This window comes from Aquimarina macrocephali JAMB N27 (assembly GCF_000520995.1).
Lineage (GTDB): Bacteria > Bacteroidota > Bacteroidia > Flavobacteriales > Flavobacteriaceae > Aquimarina > Aquimarina macrocephali.
Genome location: NZ_JACA01000025.1, coordinates 18886 through 35814 on the forward strand (window position 1 = coordinate 18886; position 16929 = coordinate 35814).

Annotated in this window: 17 protein-coding genes and 1 pseudogene; 1 reads left to right on the forward strand and 17 read right to left on the reverse strand. The window is 31.9% G+C overall.

From position 1 onward, the window contains the following. Positions 1-24 precede the first annotated feature (24 nt). From Z054_RS0115660 to Z054_RS0115715, 13 genes and pseudogenes are all read right to left on the reverse strand, one after another. On the reverse strand, positions 25-663 hold the full coding sequence (locus Z054_RS0115660) for a Crp/Fnr family transcriptional regulator (protein WP_024770993.1): 639 nt from the start codon (positions 661-663) through the stop codon (positions 25-27). Between the two features lie 166 nt (positions 664-829). Beyond that, a complete protein-coding gene (locus Z054_RS0115665) occupies positions 830-2983 on the reverse strand; it encodes a serine hydrolase (protein ID WP_024770994.1) in 2154 nt (717 codons plus the stop codon). A gap of 175 nt (positions 2984-3158) precedes the next feature. After that, positions 3159-4220, reverse strand: a complete 1062-nt coding sequence (locus Z054_RS30325) for a DJ-1/PfpI family protein (protein ID WP_051473776.1) — start codon at positions 4218-4220, stop codon at positions 3159-3161. A gap of 89 nt (positions 4221-4309) precedes the next feature. After that, positions 4310-4588, reverse strand: a complete 279-nt coding sequence (locus Z054_RS30330) for a helix-turn-helix domain-containing protein (protein ID WP_024770996.1) — start codon at positions 4586-4588, stop codon at positions 4310-4312. Between the two features lie 201 nt (positions 4589-4789). Further along, positions 4790-5269 (reverse strand): annotated as a pseudogene (locus tag Z054_RS32725) (DJ-1/PfpI family protein); the annotation flags it as partial. 69 nt (positions 5270-5338) lie between these two features. After that, a complete protein-coding gene (locus Z054_RS0115685) occupies positions 5339-5944 on the reverse strand; it encodes a hypothetical protein (protein ID WP_024770998.1) in 606 nt (201 codons plus the stop codon). Then, positions 5937-6431 carry an RNA polymerase sigma factor gene (locus tag Z054_RS0115690; RefSeq protein ID WP_024770999.1) on the reverse strand — a complete coding sequence of 165 codons (495 nt, stop codon included), beginning with the start codon at positions 6429-6431 and terminating at the stop codon, positions 5937-5939. Before Z054_RS0115690 ends, Z054_RS0115685 begins: the two co-directional genes overlap by 8 nt. Then, positions 6424-7263, reverse strand: coding sequence for an alpha/beta fold hydrolase (locus Z054_RS0115695; protein ID WP_024771000.1), 840 nt, complete (start codon positions 7261-7263; stop codon positions 6424-6426). Before Z054_RS0115695 ends, Z054_RS0115690 begins: the two co-directional genes overlap by 8 nt. Before the next feature lie 184 nt (positions 7264-7447). Beyond that, complete coding sequence (locus Z054_RS32590; RefSeq protein WP_262482438.1) at positions 7448-7660, reverse strand: nuclear transport factor 2 family protein; 213 nt, start codon at positions 7658-7660, stop codon at positions 7448-7450. Further along, on the reverse strand, positions 7654-7899 hold the full coding sequence (locus Z054_RS32595; RefSeq protein ID WP_262482439.1) for a nuclear transport factor 2 family protein: 246 nt from the start codon (positions 7897-7899) through the stop codon (positions 7654-7656). The genes Z054_RS32590 and Z054_RS32595 overlap by 7 nt, the downstream gene beginning before the upstream one ends. A 95-nt stretch (positions 7900-7994) precedes the next feature. After that, positions 7995-9101: an AraC family transcriptional regulator gene (locus tag Z054_RS0115705; protein ID WP_024771001.1), complete on the reverse strand. Its 1107-nt coding sequence runs from the start codon at positions 9099-9101 to the stop codon at positions 7995-7997. Positions 9102-9154: 53 nt separating this feature from the next. After that, positions 9155-9856: a hypothetical protein gene (locus tag Z054_RS0115710; protein WP_152538578.1), complete on the reverse strand. Its 702-nt coding sequence runs from the start codon at positions 9854-9856 to the stop codon at positions 9155-9157. A 224-nt stretch (positions 9857-10080) separates the two neighbouring features. Further along, positions 10081-10449, reverse strand: coding sequence for a hypothetical protein (locus Z054_RS0115715; RefSeq protein WP_152538579.1), 369 nt, complete (start codon positions 10447-10449; stop codon positions 10081-10083). 221 nt (positions 10450-10670) lie between these two features. On the opposite strand from Z054_RS0115715, the gene Z054_RS30340 reads away from it, so the two are divergent. After that, positions 10671-13328: a T9SS type A sorting domain-containing protein gene (locus tag Z054_RS30340; RefSeq protein ID WP_084050388.1), complete on the forward strand. Its 2658-nt coding sequence runs from the start codon at positions 10671-10673 to the stop codon at positions 13326-13328. Between the two features lie 142 nt (positions 13329-13470). Here the strand turns inward: Z054_RS30340 and Z054_RS0115725 are convergent, their stop codons facing one another. From Z054_RS0115725 to Z054_RS0115740, 4 genes are all read right to left on the reverse strand, one after another. Beyond that, on the reverse strand, positions 13471-13998 hold the full coding sequence (locus Z054_RS0115725; RefSeq protein ID WP_024771005.1) for a GNAT family N-acetyltransferase: 528 nt from the start codon (positions 13996-13998) through the stop codon (positions 13471-13473). Between the two features lie 158 nt (positions 13999-14156). Beyond that, positions 14157-14330 (reverse strand): hypothetical protein, encoded by a 174-nt coding sequence (locus Z054_RS31775; protein WP_161635297.1) that lies wholly within the window; start codon positions 14328-14330, stop codon positions 14157-14159. A gap of 148 nt (positions 14331-14478) precedes the next feature. Further along, on the reverse strand, positions 14479-15204 hold the full coding sequence (locus tag Z054_RS0115735) for a sulfite exporter TauE/SafE family protein (protein WP_024771006.1): 726 nt from the start codon (positions 15202-15204) through the stop codon (positions 14479-14481). 9 nt (positions 15205-15213) lie between these two features. After that, positions 15214-16836 carry a M1 family metallopeptidase gene (locus tag Z054_RS0115740; RefSeq protein WP_024771007.1) on the reverse strand — a complete coding sequence of 541 codons (1623 nt, stop codon included), beginning with the start codon at positions 16834-16836 and terminating at the stop codon, positions 15214-15216. Positions 16837-16929: the final 93 nt, after the last annotated feature.

Consider the following 16929-nt stretch of genomic DNA (forward strand, 5'->3'; position numbering starts at 1 on the left):
GTAACCTTACAAAATTCTATTATTTTAGAATTTATTACATGACACATTTGTGTCAATATTAAATTGAATCACTCTTTTTCTAATTCGAGTTAATGTTTGTCGCTTAATGCCTAAAAAAGAAGAAAGGTGTGTGAGTGAAATACGATTTAAAATGTCTTTATTTTGTGAAATAAAGTTAATATATCTTTGCTCAGCATTCTCAAATAAAAAACTTTCAATCCTATTTTGTCTTCTATTTAAATGTTTTTCAGCAATCAATCTACCGTATTTTTCGAAATTTTTATATTTGGAATAACATTCCTGTATTAAAGTAAATGGAACGTTTACTAATAAACACGATTCTAAAGTTTGAATGTAATACTTAGAGGGAGTTTGACTAATAAAAGCACCATAATCTGTTGCATAATTATTCTCTTTTATAAAAGCAATTGTTATTTCTTCTCCCTTATCATTGATATGGAAACTTCGTAATAAACCTTTAAAGGCAAAAGCTAAACTTTCTTGAATTTCTCCAGCTATTAAATATAGTTTTTTAGCCTTTAACTTGGTAACTGTAACTTTACTGCTTATAAAGTGTATTTCATCGGAGTTTAAATCAGGATAAATTTTTCTTAAAGCGTTTGAATATGCTTGAATTGGTTTAGTTATATTATTTATTTCCATTTTTTGCGTATTAAGCACAACAGTTAAATTAAGTACCAAGGTAATTATAATTTCTAAATAGAGAAGAGGGTATGATTATAAGGATTATAAACAGGGGGAAGCTCAAAAAAACCTCACAATCTTGATTGTTTTTTTTGACATTAGTAGTATATAGGAGAGGCAACTATTATTCTTTTTTTTGCTTACCAGTAATTAAAAACTCTAATAAAGCGGTATTAAGACTATCTCCTGTATTACTATTGGTAAATACAACATATCCCATATTGAGATCACTATACAGTATCGCTTCGCATCTAAAATCACCATTATTACCTCCATGTCCGAAACTAGGACCAAATGGTGTTTTTTGCATATGGATACTTAATCCAAAATAGTTTTCCCATCCTTCTGGGCTAGGATCTTCTTTATCTTTAGGAATTCTGGTTTGTATTTTGAACATTTCTTTATAGGTTTCTGGTTTTAGCCCTTTTTTGTTCTGTAATCCTAATAAGAAATTGGTAAATGTTTTAGCCTCTGTATGCATACTCCAGGCCATACCCGGATTTTCTGGTAATGAAGCCTGTGATGGCAGATTATCAAAATGACCATTAGATACTACTTTGGCCAGGTATTCATTTTTAGAGAAATAGGTGTTTTCTATATCTAATGGTGTAAGTACTTCTTCTTTTAGTATAGTATTGATATCCTTAGCTGTTACTTTGGTAACTACTCTTTTTAAGTATTCAAAACCTTCGCCAGAATATTGATATTTGGTACCCGGTGTAAATTTAATGTCAATCTTTCCATCTTCGTTCATCCAAGCCCAGTTTGGAAATCCTGTTTTGTGAGACATTACATGTCGGGCAGTTATAAGTTTATAGCGATCATCATGCGCAATGGCTTCAAATGGCAAATATTCATATAATGGTTTATCAAGATCAATAATACCACGTTCTACCAATCGCATTACAGCAAAACCAAAAACAGGTTTGGTAATCGAAGCTGCTTCAAATAAGGTATTGTGATCTACTTTCTTTTTTGTGAGTGTGTTCTTTACTCCATAAGTTTGATGATAGACGACTTTACCATTTTTAATCAATGCAAGGGATACTCCGGGGATTTGATAATGTTCCTGATATGTTTTGATAAACGTATCCACTATAGAAGCTTCTTTGATCTCAAAATCGTGTAAAACTCCTTTGTTTGGGATTATATCTGGATCAGAAATAGTAGATAATTCAAATGTTGGTGCAGTGATGTTTTTATTTGCCACCGCTGTGACCTTGATATTGGCATCTTTTGTATTTATTCTAAAAAGCTCTTCGTCTCTAAATTGACTTTTATCTTGATAAAACAAACTTGATGCTGGTGAAATGATATACTCGCCAGAGGGAAGGTTTAAGGTGTAATTTCCCGTTGAATCTACCGAGGTTTGCGTCCAAAGGGCAGGGTTATGAGTAGATGTAAATCGAATTCGGTTAGGATAGCCTCCCATAGCGCTATTTTTCCATTTTAATTTTCCACTGATTGTACCCGTTTTTTCTTTTCCTTTCATGAATATCACATCACCAAGTCTTCCTGGGGCACTACTTTTACCGCCACTATTTCCCCAGGCAATAAAAGAATTAGAGTTTTGATCATCATCAGCATCTTTATCGATAAATACATGATCGATTCCAATAGATTTACCTGTAGTTATGGTACTATTCAGTTTTACTTTACATTCATAAATAGTGGTGTTTTTATTTCGTTTGGATTTGATTTCTATAGCATCCCAATTTGTATTTTTCTTTGTAGGATCCCAGCTTATAGATTGATTATTGGTGTCTTTATAATTTTCGCTATACTGATATAAATCTACACCAGAACCATCGGGAGAGTGTTGCTCGTCGATATAGAAATTAAAGGTATCTTGTGTATTCCACTCTGATGCATCGGTAGTATCTACAATATGAGAGTCGTCTGTTATTACAACAACAATAAAAAGAGCGTTTTCAGAGAGGTTATATCCCACCTGAAAATAAGCATCAAAATCATTTTTGTCCTTAGGCCCACCACCATATGGTAGTTTATTGATAGGATAGCGAGTAAAGTCTTTTGGCCAATCTTGAGGATTCCCATCAATAGTTATAGAAGATACAGGATCTGCATAGGCGATAGCACCATTAGACACTTCTATTAAATTTTCTGATTTTGTTTTTATGTCAATCGAATTACTATATGCAGTATCAAAAAACACAAAAAAGAGTAGTACTATATACACTACTCTTTTTGAAATATTTCGATGTTCGTTTGATTGATGATGAATGGTATTTGTAAGAGAATTAAAGCGCAAACCCATAGTGATTGATTTAAAATGTGAATAAATAGCTATATTCCTTAAAAAAGATGAAGCTAAAGAGCATCATCTTTTCTAAAGATACTATTGTTTAAAGATTGTTACAGTTTTGCAGTTATAAATTGAAATAAAAGTTAAACAAGTGAGATTTTAAACTTTACTGTTATATAGATTGGTATTAATCACTTAGTTTATGAAATATTGTTTTTGGATGTTGTGAAGATGTGTATCCGGTAACTTTTTTATTTTTATCCTTTATAAATGTGATCTTATGATTAGCCAGGTTCATAAAAGTATTATTTTGTACATGAAAAATCGGATAATTTCTATCATCTACTATCGCATAAAGGGCTTTTTCTCTAGGGTTGATTTTTAATTTTACTTTGGCTCCATCCAGATATTCATAAGTTCCTGTGTATGCTTCCAGAATTGTTCTGTCACTATAATTTTTATAAGGATCATCTTCTGATAAAATTACCCCTTCTCCTGGTACCCACTTATCATATTCCATATGGTATGCTATTCTTCGTGCTTCATTAAACCCTTGAAGTTTTGCTACCAAATGTAAGGCACCATCAATACCGGCAGAAATACCAGCTGTGGTGATTACTTGTCCATTATCAACAAATCGTGCGTCTTTTATCACTGTTATATTTGGATAATTAGTTTCTAATCCATTCAATGCGTTATGAAAAGTGGTTGCTGATTTACCATCAAGAACTCCGGCTTTTGCTAATGCAAATACTCCTGTACATACCGAGAAATGGTATTCGATGTTTTGTTGTGCTTTTATCCATTCAATTACTTGTGGATCATTAAAAGCATTGGAAGAATTTCCTCCAAAAAAAGCAAGTATATCTGCATTAGGGCTATCGACTATACTATAATCCGGGAGTATTTTCAGGATTCCCTGGGAGATAATAGGTTCTTTGGTTTTAGAAACCGTAAAAACTTCAAAATTTGCATATGCAAATACTTCCATAGGTCCAGCAAAATCTAATACTTCTATACCAGGTTGTAAATAGAAAGCAATTGTCATTTTTTTATTAGCTAGTTTTTGAAGCTCCTTTTCTGTAGTAAGTTTCATATTACAATGGTGGCAGATTCCAGGTTTACTAAATTTTAAAGTATCGCAACTACTATTGCAAGGAGGACATACATAAATTTCATTAGAAGTTGCTGAAGGTTGTGATATAGCCGATATATTGATCAGTAATAGTAATACTAATAACTTTTGCATTGTTTTTGGAGTAATGATTAATTCTTCAAAATTAAATGTCTTTTGTAAATCTTAAAAGGACAAGTGTGCGCAGTATTAGGACAGATATATTATATATAAGTGAAGTTAACAGGCAATACACCTTTATGTTTTTTAAGTAAGGCTCTTAATTGGTTCGTACTTTTTAATCCACATTGGTTGGCAACATAGCTAACTTTATTACCATCGGACAAAAGATGTATGGCTTTATCTATTCTAAGTTTTTCGAGATAGGCACCAATAGTAATTCCTGTTGTTTTTTTAAAGAGCCGTGTAAGATTACGACTACTCATATGTACATAATCAGCCATATTTTCTAGTGTGAATGAAGTATGGAGATGTTTTGTCATATAATCTTGGGCATCATGAATCCGAGTGTCTAGATGATTTCGATATTGTAAGAAAACACTCAGTTGAGGATCAGATTCGCTACGACGAAAATATATAACTACTTCTTTGGCTATGTCTGTAGCAAACTTAGGACCATATAATTGCTCGAGAATAAATAAAGAAAGATCAATACCAGAACTGACTCCTGCACTAGAGTACAGACGATTATCTACAACAAATAATCTGTTGTTAACTAGATCAACTTTACGAAACTTATTAGTAAATTCTTTAAAATATTTCCAATGCGTTGTACATTTATGCCCATCTAATAATCCTGATTCTGCAAGTAAAAAACTTCCGGTACATACAGAACAGATGTTGACTCCGTTAGAATATTGAATATGTAACCAATCAAAAAAAGCTTTACTTTTTTGTATAAATTCAGAATCAGAAAGTAGTTGAAATTCTATCCCTGGGATAAAAATAAAATCACCCTCTGTTAATTCAAATTTCTCAAAATTAGAAAGTTTTGCAAAATACAGCCCAGCACTGCTTTTTATTTCCTCTTCATTGTTTATGGTAACAAAATGAAGATCGATATCAGCCCCATATTCTTTGGCTTCATAAAAGATATGTGCTGGACCATTAATGTCTAATAAATGAACTTTGGGTGGTATGACAAAAATGATATTTTTGATAATCTGATTTTAAGCTAAAATACTAATAAATAATATTCTTTAAGGATTATTAAATGGGCAAAGAGAAGATTTTTATGCTTCGTTTTCTTCAATAATTTTATTTTTTAGCTCGATAATTTCTAAAAGGGTTCGTATCTCTTTTTGAATACTATTTCTAACAAACTTAATAAAGATAATAGCGCCAATAACATAGGAAACGTCTATCATTACCATTTTCCATGTGGAAAAGTATAAGCTAAATTCTGGAGTGATCATATAAAAACCAATAGTGTACAATGCTATGATGGTTATAGTGACTGGCCCATGAATACGTTTTCTGAACTTGTAAAATGCTATTGTATCATTGGTTGTTTTTAGCACATCATCTATTACATCAATCTTTTTTGATTTTAAGACACTAATACATTCGATTATTATTCTTAGTAATAATCCTCCTATCATTAATGCTACTCCAATTCTACTTAGTATTTCTTTTACCGGAGCGATGTAGTAGAAAAAAGCAGATATTACTATTAATGTGATTGATAGTATTATGATGTTTCCGTAGTGAAAACGAACATTTAAATTTTTCTTAGACGTAATAGAAGATAATGTCTCTTCTAGTATTCCAGAATTGCTCTCGATATCTTTTTTTCCTTTTTGCCACTTACGTTGCAATTCGTCAAATTCATTACTCATGATCTAATATTTTTTTAAGTCGTTTCTTTATTCTGTGAATTTTTACCCTAACATTGGTGGGTTTAATACCTAAAACATGTGAAATAGTTTCATAGTCCTGCCCTTCTAACACCATCATAATGATTAACCTATCCAGTTCTTCTAATTGGCCTATGGCTATATACAATCCTTGTTCTTGTTCTGCATCCTGGTTTTGTGACTCATCAACCAGTACATGTTCTATTTTATCAAAGGATAATCTCTTTTTCTTTTTTTCTTTTCTTATGTATTGCAGGCATGTATTTACCGTGATTCTATACACCCAGGTTTTATGAGTGGATTGCCCTTTAAAGTTTTCGAGAGCATTCCAGATATTAATGAATACTTCTTGCGAAAGATCATTAGCCATATCTATATCTCCTTTCATAAAACCGAGACACATTTGCTGAACCATAGGGTAACACTGGCGATATACGGTCTCAAAAAGTTGTTGATTCTTTTTACTCATTTGCCAGGAAAGCGTTTACTGTTGTATAAAACCATTCGGGTTGATCAAACATTATAAAGTGTTTACTGTTTGAAGCCATCTTGATAGATTTGTTTGCTAAAGTAGTATATTGTTTTTCATAATTAGACTTTGCGACCTCTACAGAAGGAAATGATGCTCCCAGAATTAAAGTTTTTGCAGTCACCTTGTTTAAAATTTTTCTTAAATCCAGTTTTAATAAATCGGTATATCCATATACATACGTTTTGCGATCAGCTTCCATGATCCAATTGATCAAAACATCTACTTTATCTTTATTATTGGTCATGTTTTGGGCCATCATAGTGGCTGTTTGTTTAAACTGGGTATCTTCTGTTTGTAGCATTTGCTTGTTATATGGACTATCGTATTGTATTTGACTTTCTGGTACGCCAGGCATCATTAATTCTCTCATACAAGGGATGGAATCTACAATAACTAACCTGGTAATTGTATCGGGTAGTGCTGCAGCAAGATCAATAGCTAGATTTCCACCCATACTGTGTCCTATAATTGTTACATTGGTTAGGTTTCTATCTTTGATATATACAATTAACTCTTTTTTAATGGTATCATACCATGGCATTGCAATAGGAGGGTTGCCATTAAAACCAGCGTAGGAAATAAGATGAGCTTCACTTTTTGTAGTTAAATGTTCAACGGTATTGTTCCATATTGATCCGGGAGTGGTAAAACCTGGTAAAAATAATACAGGATTTCCTTGTCCAACTATTTCAGTTTTGATAGCCGATGTTTGACTAAATCCTAAGTTTACAATAATTAGTACTAATAAGGTAATTCTAAATGTTTTCATGTCTTTATTTTTATTGTATTTCTATTTTGATTTTCCCCTTTGATGCAGAAAGTTGTGAATTGTTACATGTGGGATAAAAAAAATAAAAAGAAATAAAAAAGACCTGTTAGAACTTAGTCAATAGTTGGTTGATAAGGTACAGTAAATATTAGAGTTATTGAATAGATCCCTATAAGTAGAGGGATTAATGTTTGGATGAATCGTTAAATTGCCAAAGGACATTTACAATTTTCCATGTACCATTTATTTTTACAATATGCATATAATCAATCCACTCATCGGCAATAAGTTTTACAGAAGCTGTCTTGTCAAAAACATCTAATATAATAACCTCTTTTTTTGGGTTTTCGGGAAACTTATCTCCGTTACGATTATAAAACTCTGAGAGAATTACCATAAAATCAGTAAACGTTTCTCGAAGGTATTCTTTGTAGCTTTATTTTTCCAAAAAGTCCTTTTTACCATTCTAGGATGAGCAGCTCGTTCAAATTGCTTAGGATTTACATTGTGTTGCGCTTCGAGGTAATCAAGAGCTACTTGTTTAATATCCAGAGAATCTTGTTTGGATTGTGCATTTGTTTGGTAGGCGAGTAAACTAATACAAGAAACTAAAACAATTTTAAACATATAATTCATGATGGCGACCTTTTATTTTTGTTTCTAAAATAGAAGATATCTAATAATTAAGTTTGAAATTTTTCTTAAATGTTAACGAGTAATAAATGTTATTTTTATTGCTGAGAAGTGAAATATTCTTTTGGTGACGTTCCCATCAACTTTTTGAAAGATTTATTAAATGTAGTTTTAGAATTAAAACCTGCTTCCTGGGCCAGCCCGAAAAAGGTGAAGTTTTTAGCCTTATCTGTTTTTGCTAATTCTACAAATTCTTTAATCCGATGATAATTAATGTATTCAAAGAAATTCATGCCGATATTTTCGTTTAATAAACGGGCTATTTCTGGACTGCTCACTCCCAGCATGTCAGCAAGTTCTGCTTTTAATAATTTTCTATTGAGATACGGCTTTTTCTCTACCATTAACTGATCTAGTTTGGTTTGTAAATGATCGAGATCTAATTTAGATAACTTGGATTGCGTATATTTTTTATGAACTCTACCGGGAATAATTTTAAATAAATCAGGAGAAATCATACCATAATAGGCGATAAAAAGAATGATTAAAGCGATACTTAGCCAAATCATTTCTCTTGCCGCTCTTTCTATCATTTCAAACCCAAAAATACTAATGAAGTATACAATTACCCAGCATAGTAAGCAAATACCAATTGCAATAAGAAAATTAAGGAAAAACTGTGTTTTTACGGTGTAGCTTAATTCATTGCGTAATTCTTTCCTAAAAGAAAGAAATAACTGCAGACTCATCACCCAATACGTAATGTTGAATAGTAGACCAGTACCAATAAAAATAGTTATGGTACGAAATAATTCTCCACTTTTAATTCTTGCCCCAATAACCTCGTCTGTGGGGAGCATAAACATAAAAACTACAAAAATAATATAGAAAATTCCAGGGAGGTAGTGTAACAGATCCTGATATGAAAAACGTTTGTTTAATAATGAAGATTTGGTAAACAAGTAAATTGTGGATCCAAATAAGAGTGTTGCAAACTCAGAAAAAGCAATCAGCCGAAAGTTTTTACCAAAAATATCAGATATATAAAGTACTCGACCTGATAAACCAATCATAAGGACCAGTACTAAAAAAGCAACATATCCATTAATGTTTTTTCTGTTTTTTGGTGAAAAAAGGTAAATACAGAGTAAAAATAAGCTCTGAAAATACCCAAAGTATACGAGTTGATTTAAAAGTGTCTGCATAATAATGTATTAAGCAGGTTATTAAATAACCTGCTTTTGTTGGTCTAAAATAGTTACTTAATATGAAACTGGTTCACATGTTTCACCGAACTATGATCCATTTTTAGATTTTCTTTATAAAACTGTTCAAAAGCGGCTTTGTTTTTCCAGGAAGTAATAACGAAATAGTCTGGATTATAGTTATATCCAAAAGGAGATGCACCTTCTACAAAATCCACTTGTATTTGACCACCTGATTTTTTCATTTTTTGTACCCATTCTTTTTTGAACTTTTGAAAAGAAGACTTGTTTTTATACCAATATGCGGTAACAATAGAAAATTTTTCAGGGTTAATGCTAAAAGAAATATCCTGTTTTAATTCATAATAGGTAAGGTTAAAAGTAGACCAGAGATTTCTTCTTTCTTCATGAAAATCAGGCATTGTTTTCTGAATATCGTGTAAGAATTTTTCTCTTCCATCAAGTGTATCCCAATATCCAAAGATCATACTTTCGGGATGATAATTACCTTGAGTTGGACTTCCCTTTATAGCTATCCCAGGTAATCTATGATACCCCATTTTTTCTGCTACAGGAAATACAGCTTTAAAGTAATGCTGTAGTTTTTGTTTAGTATCAGGTTTGGTATTCAGAAATATGATATCAAATACATGCCCTTTTTTTAGGCTATATGATTTTGTTTTTGATTGCGCATTCAGGGATGTAAAATTAACAGTCAAGAAAAGTGTTAATAACGAGATTTTTAAAAGCTTCATATAGTTCTTCAATTTTAATTAATGAATTTTTTTTACAAGACAAATGTATATGCTATCATCTGGGAAACGAAGAATAGTAGGGGGTGAAAGGTACATATACCGTATGTGTACTTTTATTTAGGGATAAAATAGTGAGAATTGATAATGTAGAGGTGATTCTATTAAAATCTAGTAGCTTATAGTAGAGATTATGGAAGTGAATTATAAATATATATATTGAAGATCTAAGTATGAAGTGTACACTTAATCGGTGTTTTTTTGTTATTTATTTGATGTACCAAATTACATATGTACTTATTAAATTCATGATTTCTTGCACCATAACTGGCAAGTCCCATTAATTTTACTTCCTGATTTTCTTTAGAATCTACCTTTATAATAAATAAGGAGTAGCCTTTTCTGGTTTTAAACCTAAGCCCTTGTTCTTCTCTTATAATTTCATAATCACTCAACTCATCAGAATAAGGTGATTCTTTTATTAGAATATAGTTTTCATAAAGAATACAATTAGGACTTGGCATAACTTTACTCAAAAGGAAGATAAGGGTAACGATACTAATTACTACCATACTACCTATTATCATAACGATCATCTTTCTTGAGTTTTTATGCATTGTTAACCACACCTTATGCTATCTAATGTACTAAAAATTATTTTCTTTTTGAATTCATGATTTGCTTCTTGTTTGAAAAAACATTCGGAAAATCTACAAATTAGAGTCATTCAGCTAATTTGTTTTTTATACGTTTCTCTTATTTATATCTTTTAAAGAATCTCAATATATATTAATCCAACTTATTTAAAACGTAAAGAATGAAACACAAACTCTTATTCGTCGTATGCTTACTATTTAATTTTTGTATCTATTCCCAAACCTTTATTCGGGATTATAGTAATCCCACAGCAACTTATCAATTAAAAATGGATTTTTCACCTCAATCCTGGGGAGATGTTTATCTTGATATAGAAGTAAAAAATACGGGAAACAGTGGTATTAATACTAGAAATGCTAAACTTCAATTTTTATCTGATGCTACTCCAAACTTTGTGAATTTTACACCTAATGGAAGTATTTCATATCCAACTGTAACGATGACTCATCTGCAAGATGGAAGTCAATTTATTAATACTTTAAATATCGGACTTCCCGAAGCGTCTTGGGTTGATCATATTTTATCTCCTAATGAAAGCTTTAAACTTAGAGTTGACCTTAGAACGGTAACATCATCATATAGTGATCTCGCTGATTCTATACGATTTTATACAGAAAATGGAGCACCTTCATTATTTACAGATGTGACGACCACAGTAACTGGAAATGATGCTAATGCTGTAATGGTTAACTATAAAAATACGAGTTCTAATACTCTATCTACAGAGACAATTACAACATCTGCCATCTCTTCGCTAAGAATTGACCAGCCATACCAGATATGGGCAAATAGCTTTGTCGTAGGTACTACTCAATATATAAGTGCATATGAAGAATCATCACCTTTATCATTCATACCTTCTGAAACAAATACTAATATTACTATAGGATATACGAAATCTACTATTCGTACAGAAAATGTAACTATTAATGTAATTGGACTTCCCAGTGGAGTTTCCGCACCAATTGCTCTTAAGAATAATGATATAAACGGTGCAGATAAAAATACACAGATTACTAATGGTAGTAATAGCATATCACAGGTTCTCGAAGGAAATTATGCTGTTACAATATCTGCCTATACTGATAATGCTAATAACCTTATTTATACTCCTCAATACACTGCTAATTTTACTGTAGCTACAGGAAATAGCAATACTCTGGCTGTTTCTTTTACGGCTTCTTCTGTTCATGAATTTACAGTCAAAGGTTTTCCTAAATACTTATCTCACGGAACCATAACGAATGCTGCTGCTTCTTTTGATGATAATTTCAAGAATTCACCTTTGAACGCTCTTTTTAAATATTCGGGATTAGACGGAGCAGGGGATAGAGGTAAGATTCCTGATATGACTCCTACAAAAAACACTATCGAGCAGGCACGAAGATTAGAAGCTAGTCAAGGCGGAAGAAAAATACTTCCTGTAATGGTACATTATACTGCTAATGCTAGTGGTGGTGGATCACTAGAAGCTATTAAAGATCTGAGTGAAAATCAAAATTTATATTTTCATTATAGAAATTTGATTCAGGAAATTAAAGTTATTTTGAGTTATGAAGATACTGATCACCCTAATCCAGGAGCTTTTGTAATTAGCCCCGATCTGATAGGCGCTATTCAACAAGATGTCGTTTTTGGAAATGATCATAATATCAGAACCATGCGAGTAGAGGTTAATCAAGATATCAAAAAAGCTTTTGAAGATGAGAATTTAAATATCACAGGACTTCCTTCTTTTTCTGATAATCTGAAAGGTTATTTGCAGTCGGTTAATTTTTTGATTCATCATGTTGGAGAATGTAAAATTCCATTTGGGTATCAGCAAAATGTATGGGCCGCTGGTTCTGCCCGTTGGGTGTTTGAAAAAGCAGGAGAGTTTAATGACCCTGTGAGTGAAGCTATTGAAGTAGCCGATTTTATGAATAGTCTTGAGTTATATACAGGAGAGTGGAAACCAGATTTTATAGCTTTTGACCGGTATGAAAGAGACTGTTTTGGGCCAGCCGCAATACAAAACTATGCATGGACAGCTAAACATTGGGATATGTACCTGATCTTTTGTGAAGAAATTGCAGAACGAATAGGTAATGTACCTATCATGTTATGGCAAATTCCTGGAGGGCATATGCCTACCACAGATGAGAATATTGTGAATTTTGATATTGCTAATCACTCCTCTGCATCTGCTCCTTATTTTCTTGGAGATAGTAGAATAGGAACAGACCTTAGTAAGATTCATCCTGATCTGAAAAATATTGCATTAGCACTTCCACATTATGAAGCTAATACTATAGGAGGACATTTGGCTAATGATAATGGTTATGATTGGGGAACGTCTAATCTGCAAAGACTAGCAAATATGAATGTTTTCTCTATTTTGTGGGGTGGAGGATCTACTACCGGAATAGGTTCTATCGGCACTAACGGAGATGATGACCAGTGGTTAGCTAAAAAAATAAGTGAATATTATAGCAATGCTCCTGTATATAAAACTGTTGCGATTACACCATATCAAAATGCAACGTATTGCCAGAATGGAGTAAAATCTTCATTGTTACCTAATGAAAATAATAAAGAATTACAGGGGATAAAAATATTCCCTAGCCCTGCAAAAGATCAATTACAGATAAGTAGCTCTGTTTCTGATCAGGAATATATGATAACGATATTCGATATATATGGTAAAAAAGTAGGTGAATATAAAAATCGAAATGGGAACAGTATAGATGTATCTAATTTATCTAAAGGAGCTTATATTATTAAATTACATTCTCGATCTGAAGAAGGAAGTATCTCTAAAATATTTTATAAAGAATAATTTTATCTGTTTAAAGAACAGATGCTAATTAAATTTATTAACCAGAGCCTGTCAAAATTATTTGATCACCAAATATGATATGAAATCTAGGCAGGCTCTGATTGATAATAAAAAAACCTTTCCTGAAGAGATGGTTTTCAGGTCATTTATTTCTGGAAATAGAAAAGATAAAATTGTCTAGATTGTCACTATCCTTTCTATGTTCAATATGATTAAAGTTGTTTTTAGTCAATAACTTTTTTGAAGGTTCATTATTTTTATGTGTAAAGGCTTCTATAGTATCTAGGTTTAAAACTTCAAATCCATACGTTAGGATATTTACCAATGCTTCGTTCATAATCCCTTGTTTATGAAATTTAGGATGTAAATCATAGCCTACTTCTGCTGTTTTTTTGTCTTCAGAGAAATTCCATAAGCAAATAGTACCGATGAGCTCTGGATTATCTTTTATTGTAATCCCCCAAAATAACCAGTTTTGCTCATCAATTCCTTTATTGATTTTGTCAATGAAATTGTTAGCCTCTTCTATTGTATTTGTTTTTGGTCTTTTTACAAATGCATTAACAGCTTCATCAGATCGTAAGAAGAGAATTACCTGATTGTCATTTTCTTTTAATTGCCTTAGGAGTAATCTTTCGGTTTGTAATTTTGGTAAAGACGTAATTTTCATTATTTAAGATTCTTTTTTTTTGCCTAATTTATTCAAAAAGAATTATACTCTCATATACATTTGAAATTACTAGCGATTATTTAATTGTATACTATATAAAAACTGCCAAAGGTTTAAATTTTTGGCAGTTTTATAATTTTTAGAAATAACCTATCTACTTAACAATCATTTCTATGTGAAACACATGTTCCTGTTGCACAAGCAAAGTTGCAATTTGGAGCAATACTAGAATCACAATCTCCTGTACCAGTACCTCCTTTAATTTTTTGAGCACTAAACTTAGAAATAGTGTTTTTGTTAAGTTTGAGTTTTTTTAACTGCTTTTTTTTCATGATATATATATTTAATTTGATTAATATCTAAATTTATCAAATTAGCAGCATTATTGTTTTTGTATGATATTAATTAACTAAAAGTTTAACTATGAGTTATTAATCTATTAAATATGTATGCTCTATAATTATTTAATATGATTAGTGATTATTTAAATAAAATAACCAATCCTCCAATGGCTGTCATGATCAAAATAAATTTTCGGTATTGGTGATCTTTAAACCGTTTTACTACCTTAAGCCCAATGACAAATCCCAGGATAACTCCCGGAACCAAATATAAATCCACAATTAATGTCTTCAGATTTATAGTATCCCAGCTAAAAATATGAAATGGAAGTTTAAACAAATTAATTATAAAAAAGAGCCAGGCAGCAGTACCGATAAACTCATTTTTTGGTATTCGGGTTGCCATGAAAAAAATATTGGAAAATGCTCCCGCCAGGTTCCCAATCATTGTGGTAAAACCTGCAGCAAACCCGGTAGTGCTAATAAACCAAAGCTTATTAGGTATGTTTTTTTGATCGCACCGTTCCCAAAAAAACATGATAACCACACTAATAATGATAATCACGGCCATTCCTTTCTTAAATATATATTCAGGAAGATCTTTTCCGACAAAAACGGCTAATAGAACTCCACCTATCATCCATGGAAGAAATTGAAGGAGATATTTCCAACGAGCATGTCGGTTATAATATAGTACGGCCAAAACATCTGCAAAAATTAACAGTGGTAATAGTATTCCTGTAGATGCTTTTGCACCATGTGCCAGTGCCATTAGAGTTACGACTACAATTCCCATTCCTTTGAGTCCTGATTTGGACACTCCTAATATAAAAGCAGCAGTAAACGGAATAAGGTAAGATGTCATTTTATAACACTATAGTTCTTTTACATTTACATAAAAATTAGGATCTACTGTAAGTTTATTTCCTTTAAAATCTTTGGTCTGCCACTTGGCATTAGGTTGTACCCATTCTGGAATACCATCGATAAAAAGACGTACAGGCATATCAAATTTATCTACAATGTCGCTATAACGATATTTTAATTTTCCTTCTTCGAATGAATATTCAAGAGTTGGGATTCTTGTATCTCTAAGATATTGATCAAAAAACTGGGTAAGATCAATTTTTGTAGCTGTACTAATATAGTCTTCTATTTGTTGAGTAGTAACGGTTTGATGATAGAAATTTGAGTTAAGCCCTCTTAGTATAGATCTCCATTTTTCATCATCTTCGAGGAGTTGACGAAGTGTATGTAACATATTTGCTCCTTTATAATACATATCACCTGATCCTTCTTTATTTACATTATAGTGACCTATAATTGGTCTGTCGTTTTGGATATTTCTTTTGGTGCCTATTACATATTCTGAAGCTGCTTTTTTACCATAATGATAATCAACAAATAAGTTTTCAGAATAGGCAGTAAAACTTTCATGTATCCACATGTCTGCAATATCTTTATATGTAATATTATTGGCAAACCATTCGTGACCAGACTCATGGATAATAATAAAATCAAATTTTGTTCCCCATCCTGATCCGGAAAGATCGTTACCTAGATATCCATTTAAATATTTATTACCATAGGTAACAGAGCTTTGATGTTCCATCCCAAGATAAGGCACTTCTACCAGTTTAAAACTATCTTCATAAAAAGGATAAGGACCAAACCAATGCTCAAAAGCTTTCATCATCTTAGGGGCGTCTTTAAATTGTTTTTTCGCTTTTCCAAGATTATCTTTTAATACATAATAATCCATATCCAGTTTTCCTTTCTCACCCTCGTATTGTTCTCCAAAGTGAACATAATCCCCAATATTGATATTTACACCATAGTTATTGATTGGATTGCTTACAAACCAATGAAATGTTTTGGTACCATTGTCATGTTTTTCTGTTTTACGCAATCGACCATTAGATACATTCATAAGAGTAGATGGTACATTAACACTAATTAGTAAACTATCTACTTCATCATACATATGATCTTTGTTAGGCCACCAAACGCTAGCTCCTAACCCTTGGCAAGAGGAAGCTACAAAATGCTTTCCATTTTGATCTTTTTTCCAGGAGATACCACCATCCCACGGAGCACGAACAGCTTCACGAGGTTTACCACTATAATACACTTCTATTGCATTTTTACTATTTTCTTTTTGTGTAGTTGATAGTGTTATAAAATGAGCATTACCTTCGGATGTTACTTTTAGTTGCTTATTACCCTGAAGTACTTTTTCTATCTTTAAAGGTGGTTGCAGGTCGATTTGCATTACATTATGCTCTTTCAATACTTTGTAATGAATTGTATTTTTTCCTGAAATAGTTTTTTGATCAGGGTCTACAGCAATATCAAGATGGTAATAGGTTAAATCCCACCATGCTCTTTCTGGAGTTATTGATCCTCGCAATGAATCTTGCCTGGTAAATTGTGATTCTTGTGCAGATAATAAGGTAAAACTTAAAATACTGAATGCTATTGTATAGAACGTGTTCATCTATGGTATGTTTATTTCTCGATCGTTATACTTTATATCTACCTGTTAGGTTAGTAGAATTCATATAGTAATCAATTTTGTGTTAGTTTCGAA

Bases quoted from the DNA above. Each gene is read 5' to 3' on its own strand.
- Z054_RS0115705 (WP_024771001.1), bottom strand. From the start codon at position 9,101: ATGCAGACACTTTTAAATCAACTCGTATACTTTGGGTATTTTCAGAGC.
- Z054_RS0115690 (WP_024770999.1), bottom strand. From the start codon at position 6,431: ATGAGTAAAAAGAATCAACAACTTTTTGAGACCGTATATCGCCAGTGT.
- Z054_RS30330 (WP_024770996.1), bottom strand. From the start codon at position 4,588: ATGACAAAACATCTCCATACTTCATTCACACTAGAAAATATGGCTGAT.
- Z054_RS32595 (WP_262482439.1), bottom strand. From the start codon at position 7,899: ATGAATTATATGTTTAAAATTGTTTTAGTTTCTTGTATTAGTTTACTC.
- Z054_RS32590 (WP_262482438.1), bottom strand. From the start codon at position 7,660: ATGGTAATTCTCTCAGAGTTTTATAATCGTAACGGAGATAAGTTTCCC.
- Z054_RS0115685 (WP_024770998.1), bottom strand. From the start codon at position 5,944: ATGAGTAATGAATTTGACGAATTGCAACGTAAGTGGCAAAAAGGAAAA.
- Z054_RS0115660 (WP_024770993.1), bottom strand. From the start codon at position 663: ATGGAAATAAATAATATAACTAAACCAATTCAAGCATATTCAAACGCT.
- Z054_RS0115725 (WP_024771005.1), bottom strand. From the start codon at position 13,998: ATGAAAATTACGTCTTTACCAAAATTACAAACCGAAAGATTACTCCTA.
- Z054_RS31775 (WP_161635297.1), bottom strand. From the start codon at position 14,330: ATGAAAAAAAAGCAGTTAAAAAAACTCAAACTTAACAAAAACACTATT.
- Z054_RS0115715 (WP_152538579.1), bottom strand. From the start codon at position 10,449: ATGATCGTTATGATAATAGGTAGTATGGTAGTAATTAGTATCGTTACC.
- Z054_RS0115665 (WP_024770994.1), bottom strand. From the start codon at position 2,983: ATGGGTTTGCGCTTTAATTCTCTTACAAATACCATTCATCATCAATCA.
- Z054_RS0115695 (WP_024771000.1), bottom strand. From the start codon at position 7,263: ATGAAAACATTTAGAATTACCTTATTAGTACTAATTATTGTAAACTTA.
- Z054_RS30325 (WP_051473776.1), bottom strand. From the start codon at position 4,220: ATGCAAAAGTTATTAGTATTACTATTACTGATCAATATATCGGCTATA.
- Z054_RS0115710 (WP_152538578.1), bottom strand. From the start codon at position 9,856: ATGAAGCTTTTAAAAATCTCGTTATTAACACTTTTCTTGACTGTTAAT.
- Z054_RS0115740 (WP_024771007.1), bottom strand. From the start codon at position 16,836: ATGAACACGTTCTATACAATAGCATTCAGTATTTTAAGTTTTACCTTA.
- Z054_RS30340 (WP_084050388.1), top strand. From the start codon at position 10,671: ATGAAACACAAACTCTTATTCGTCGTATGCTTACTATTTAATTTTTGT.
- Z054_RS0115735 (WP_024771006.1), bottom strand. From the start codon at position 15,204: ATGACATCTTACCTTATTCCGTTTACTGCTGCTTTTATATTAGGAGTG.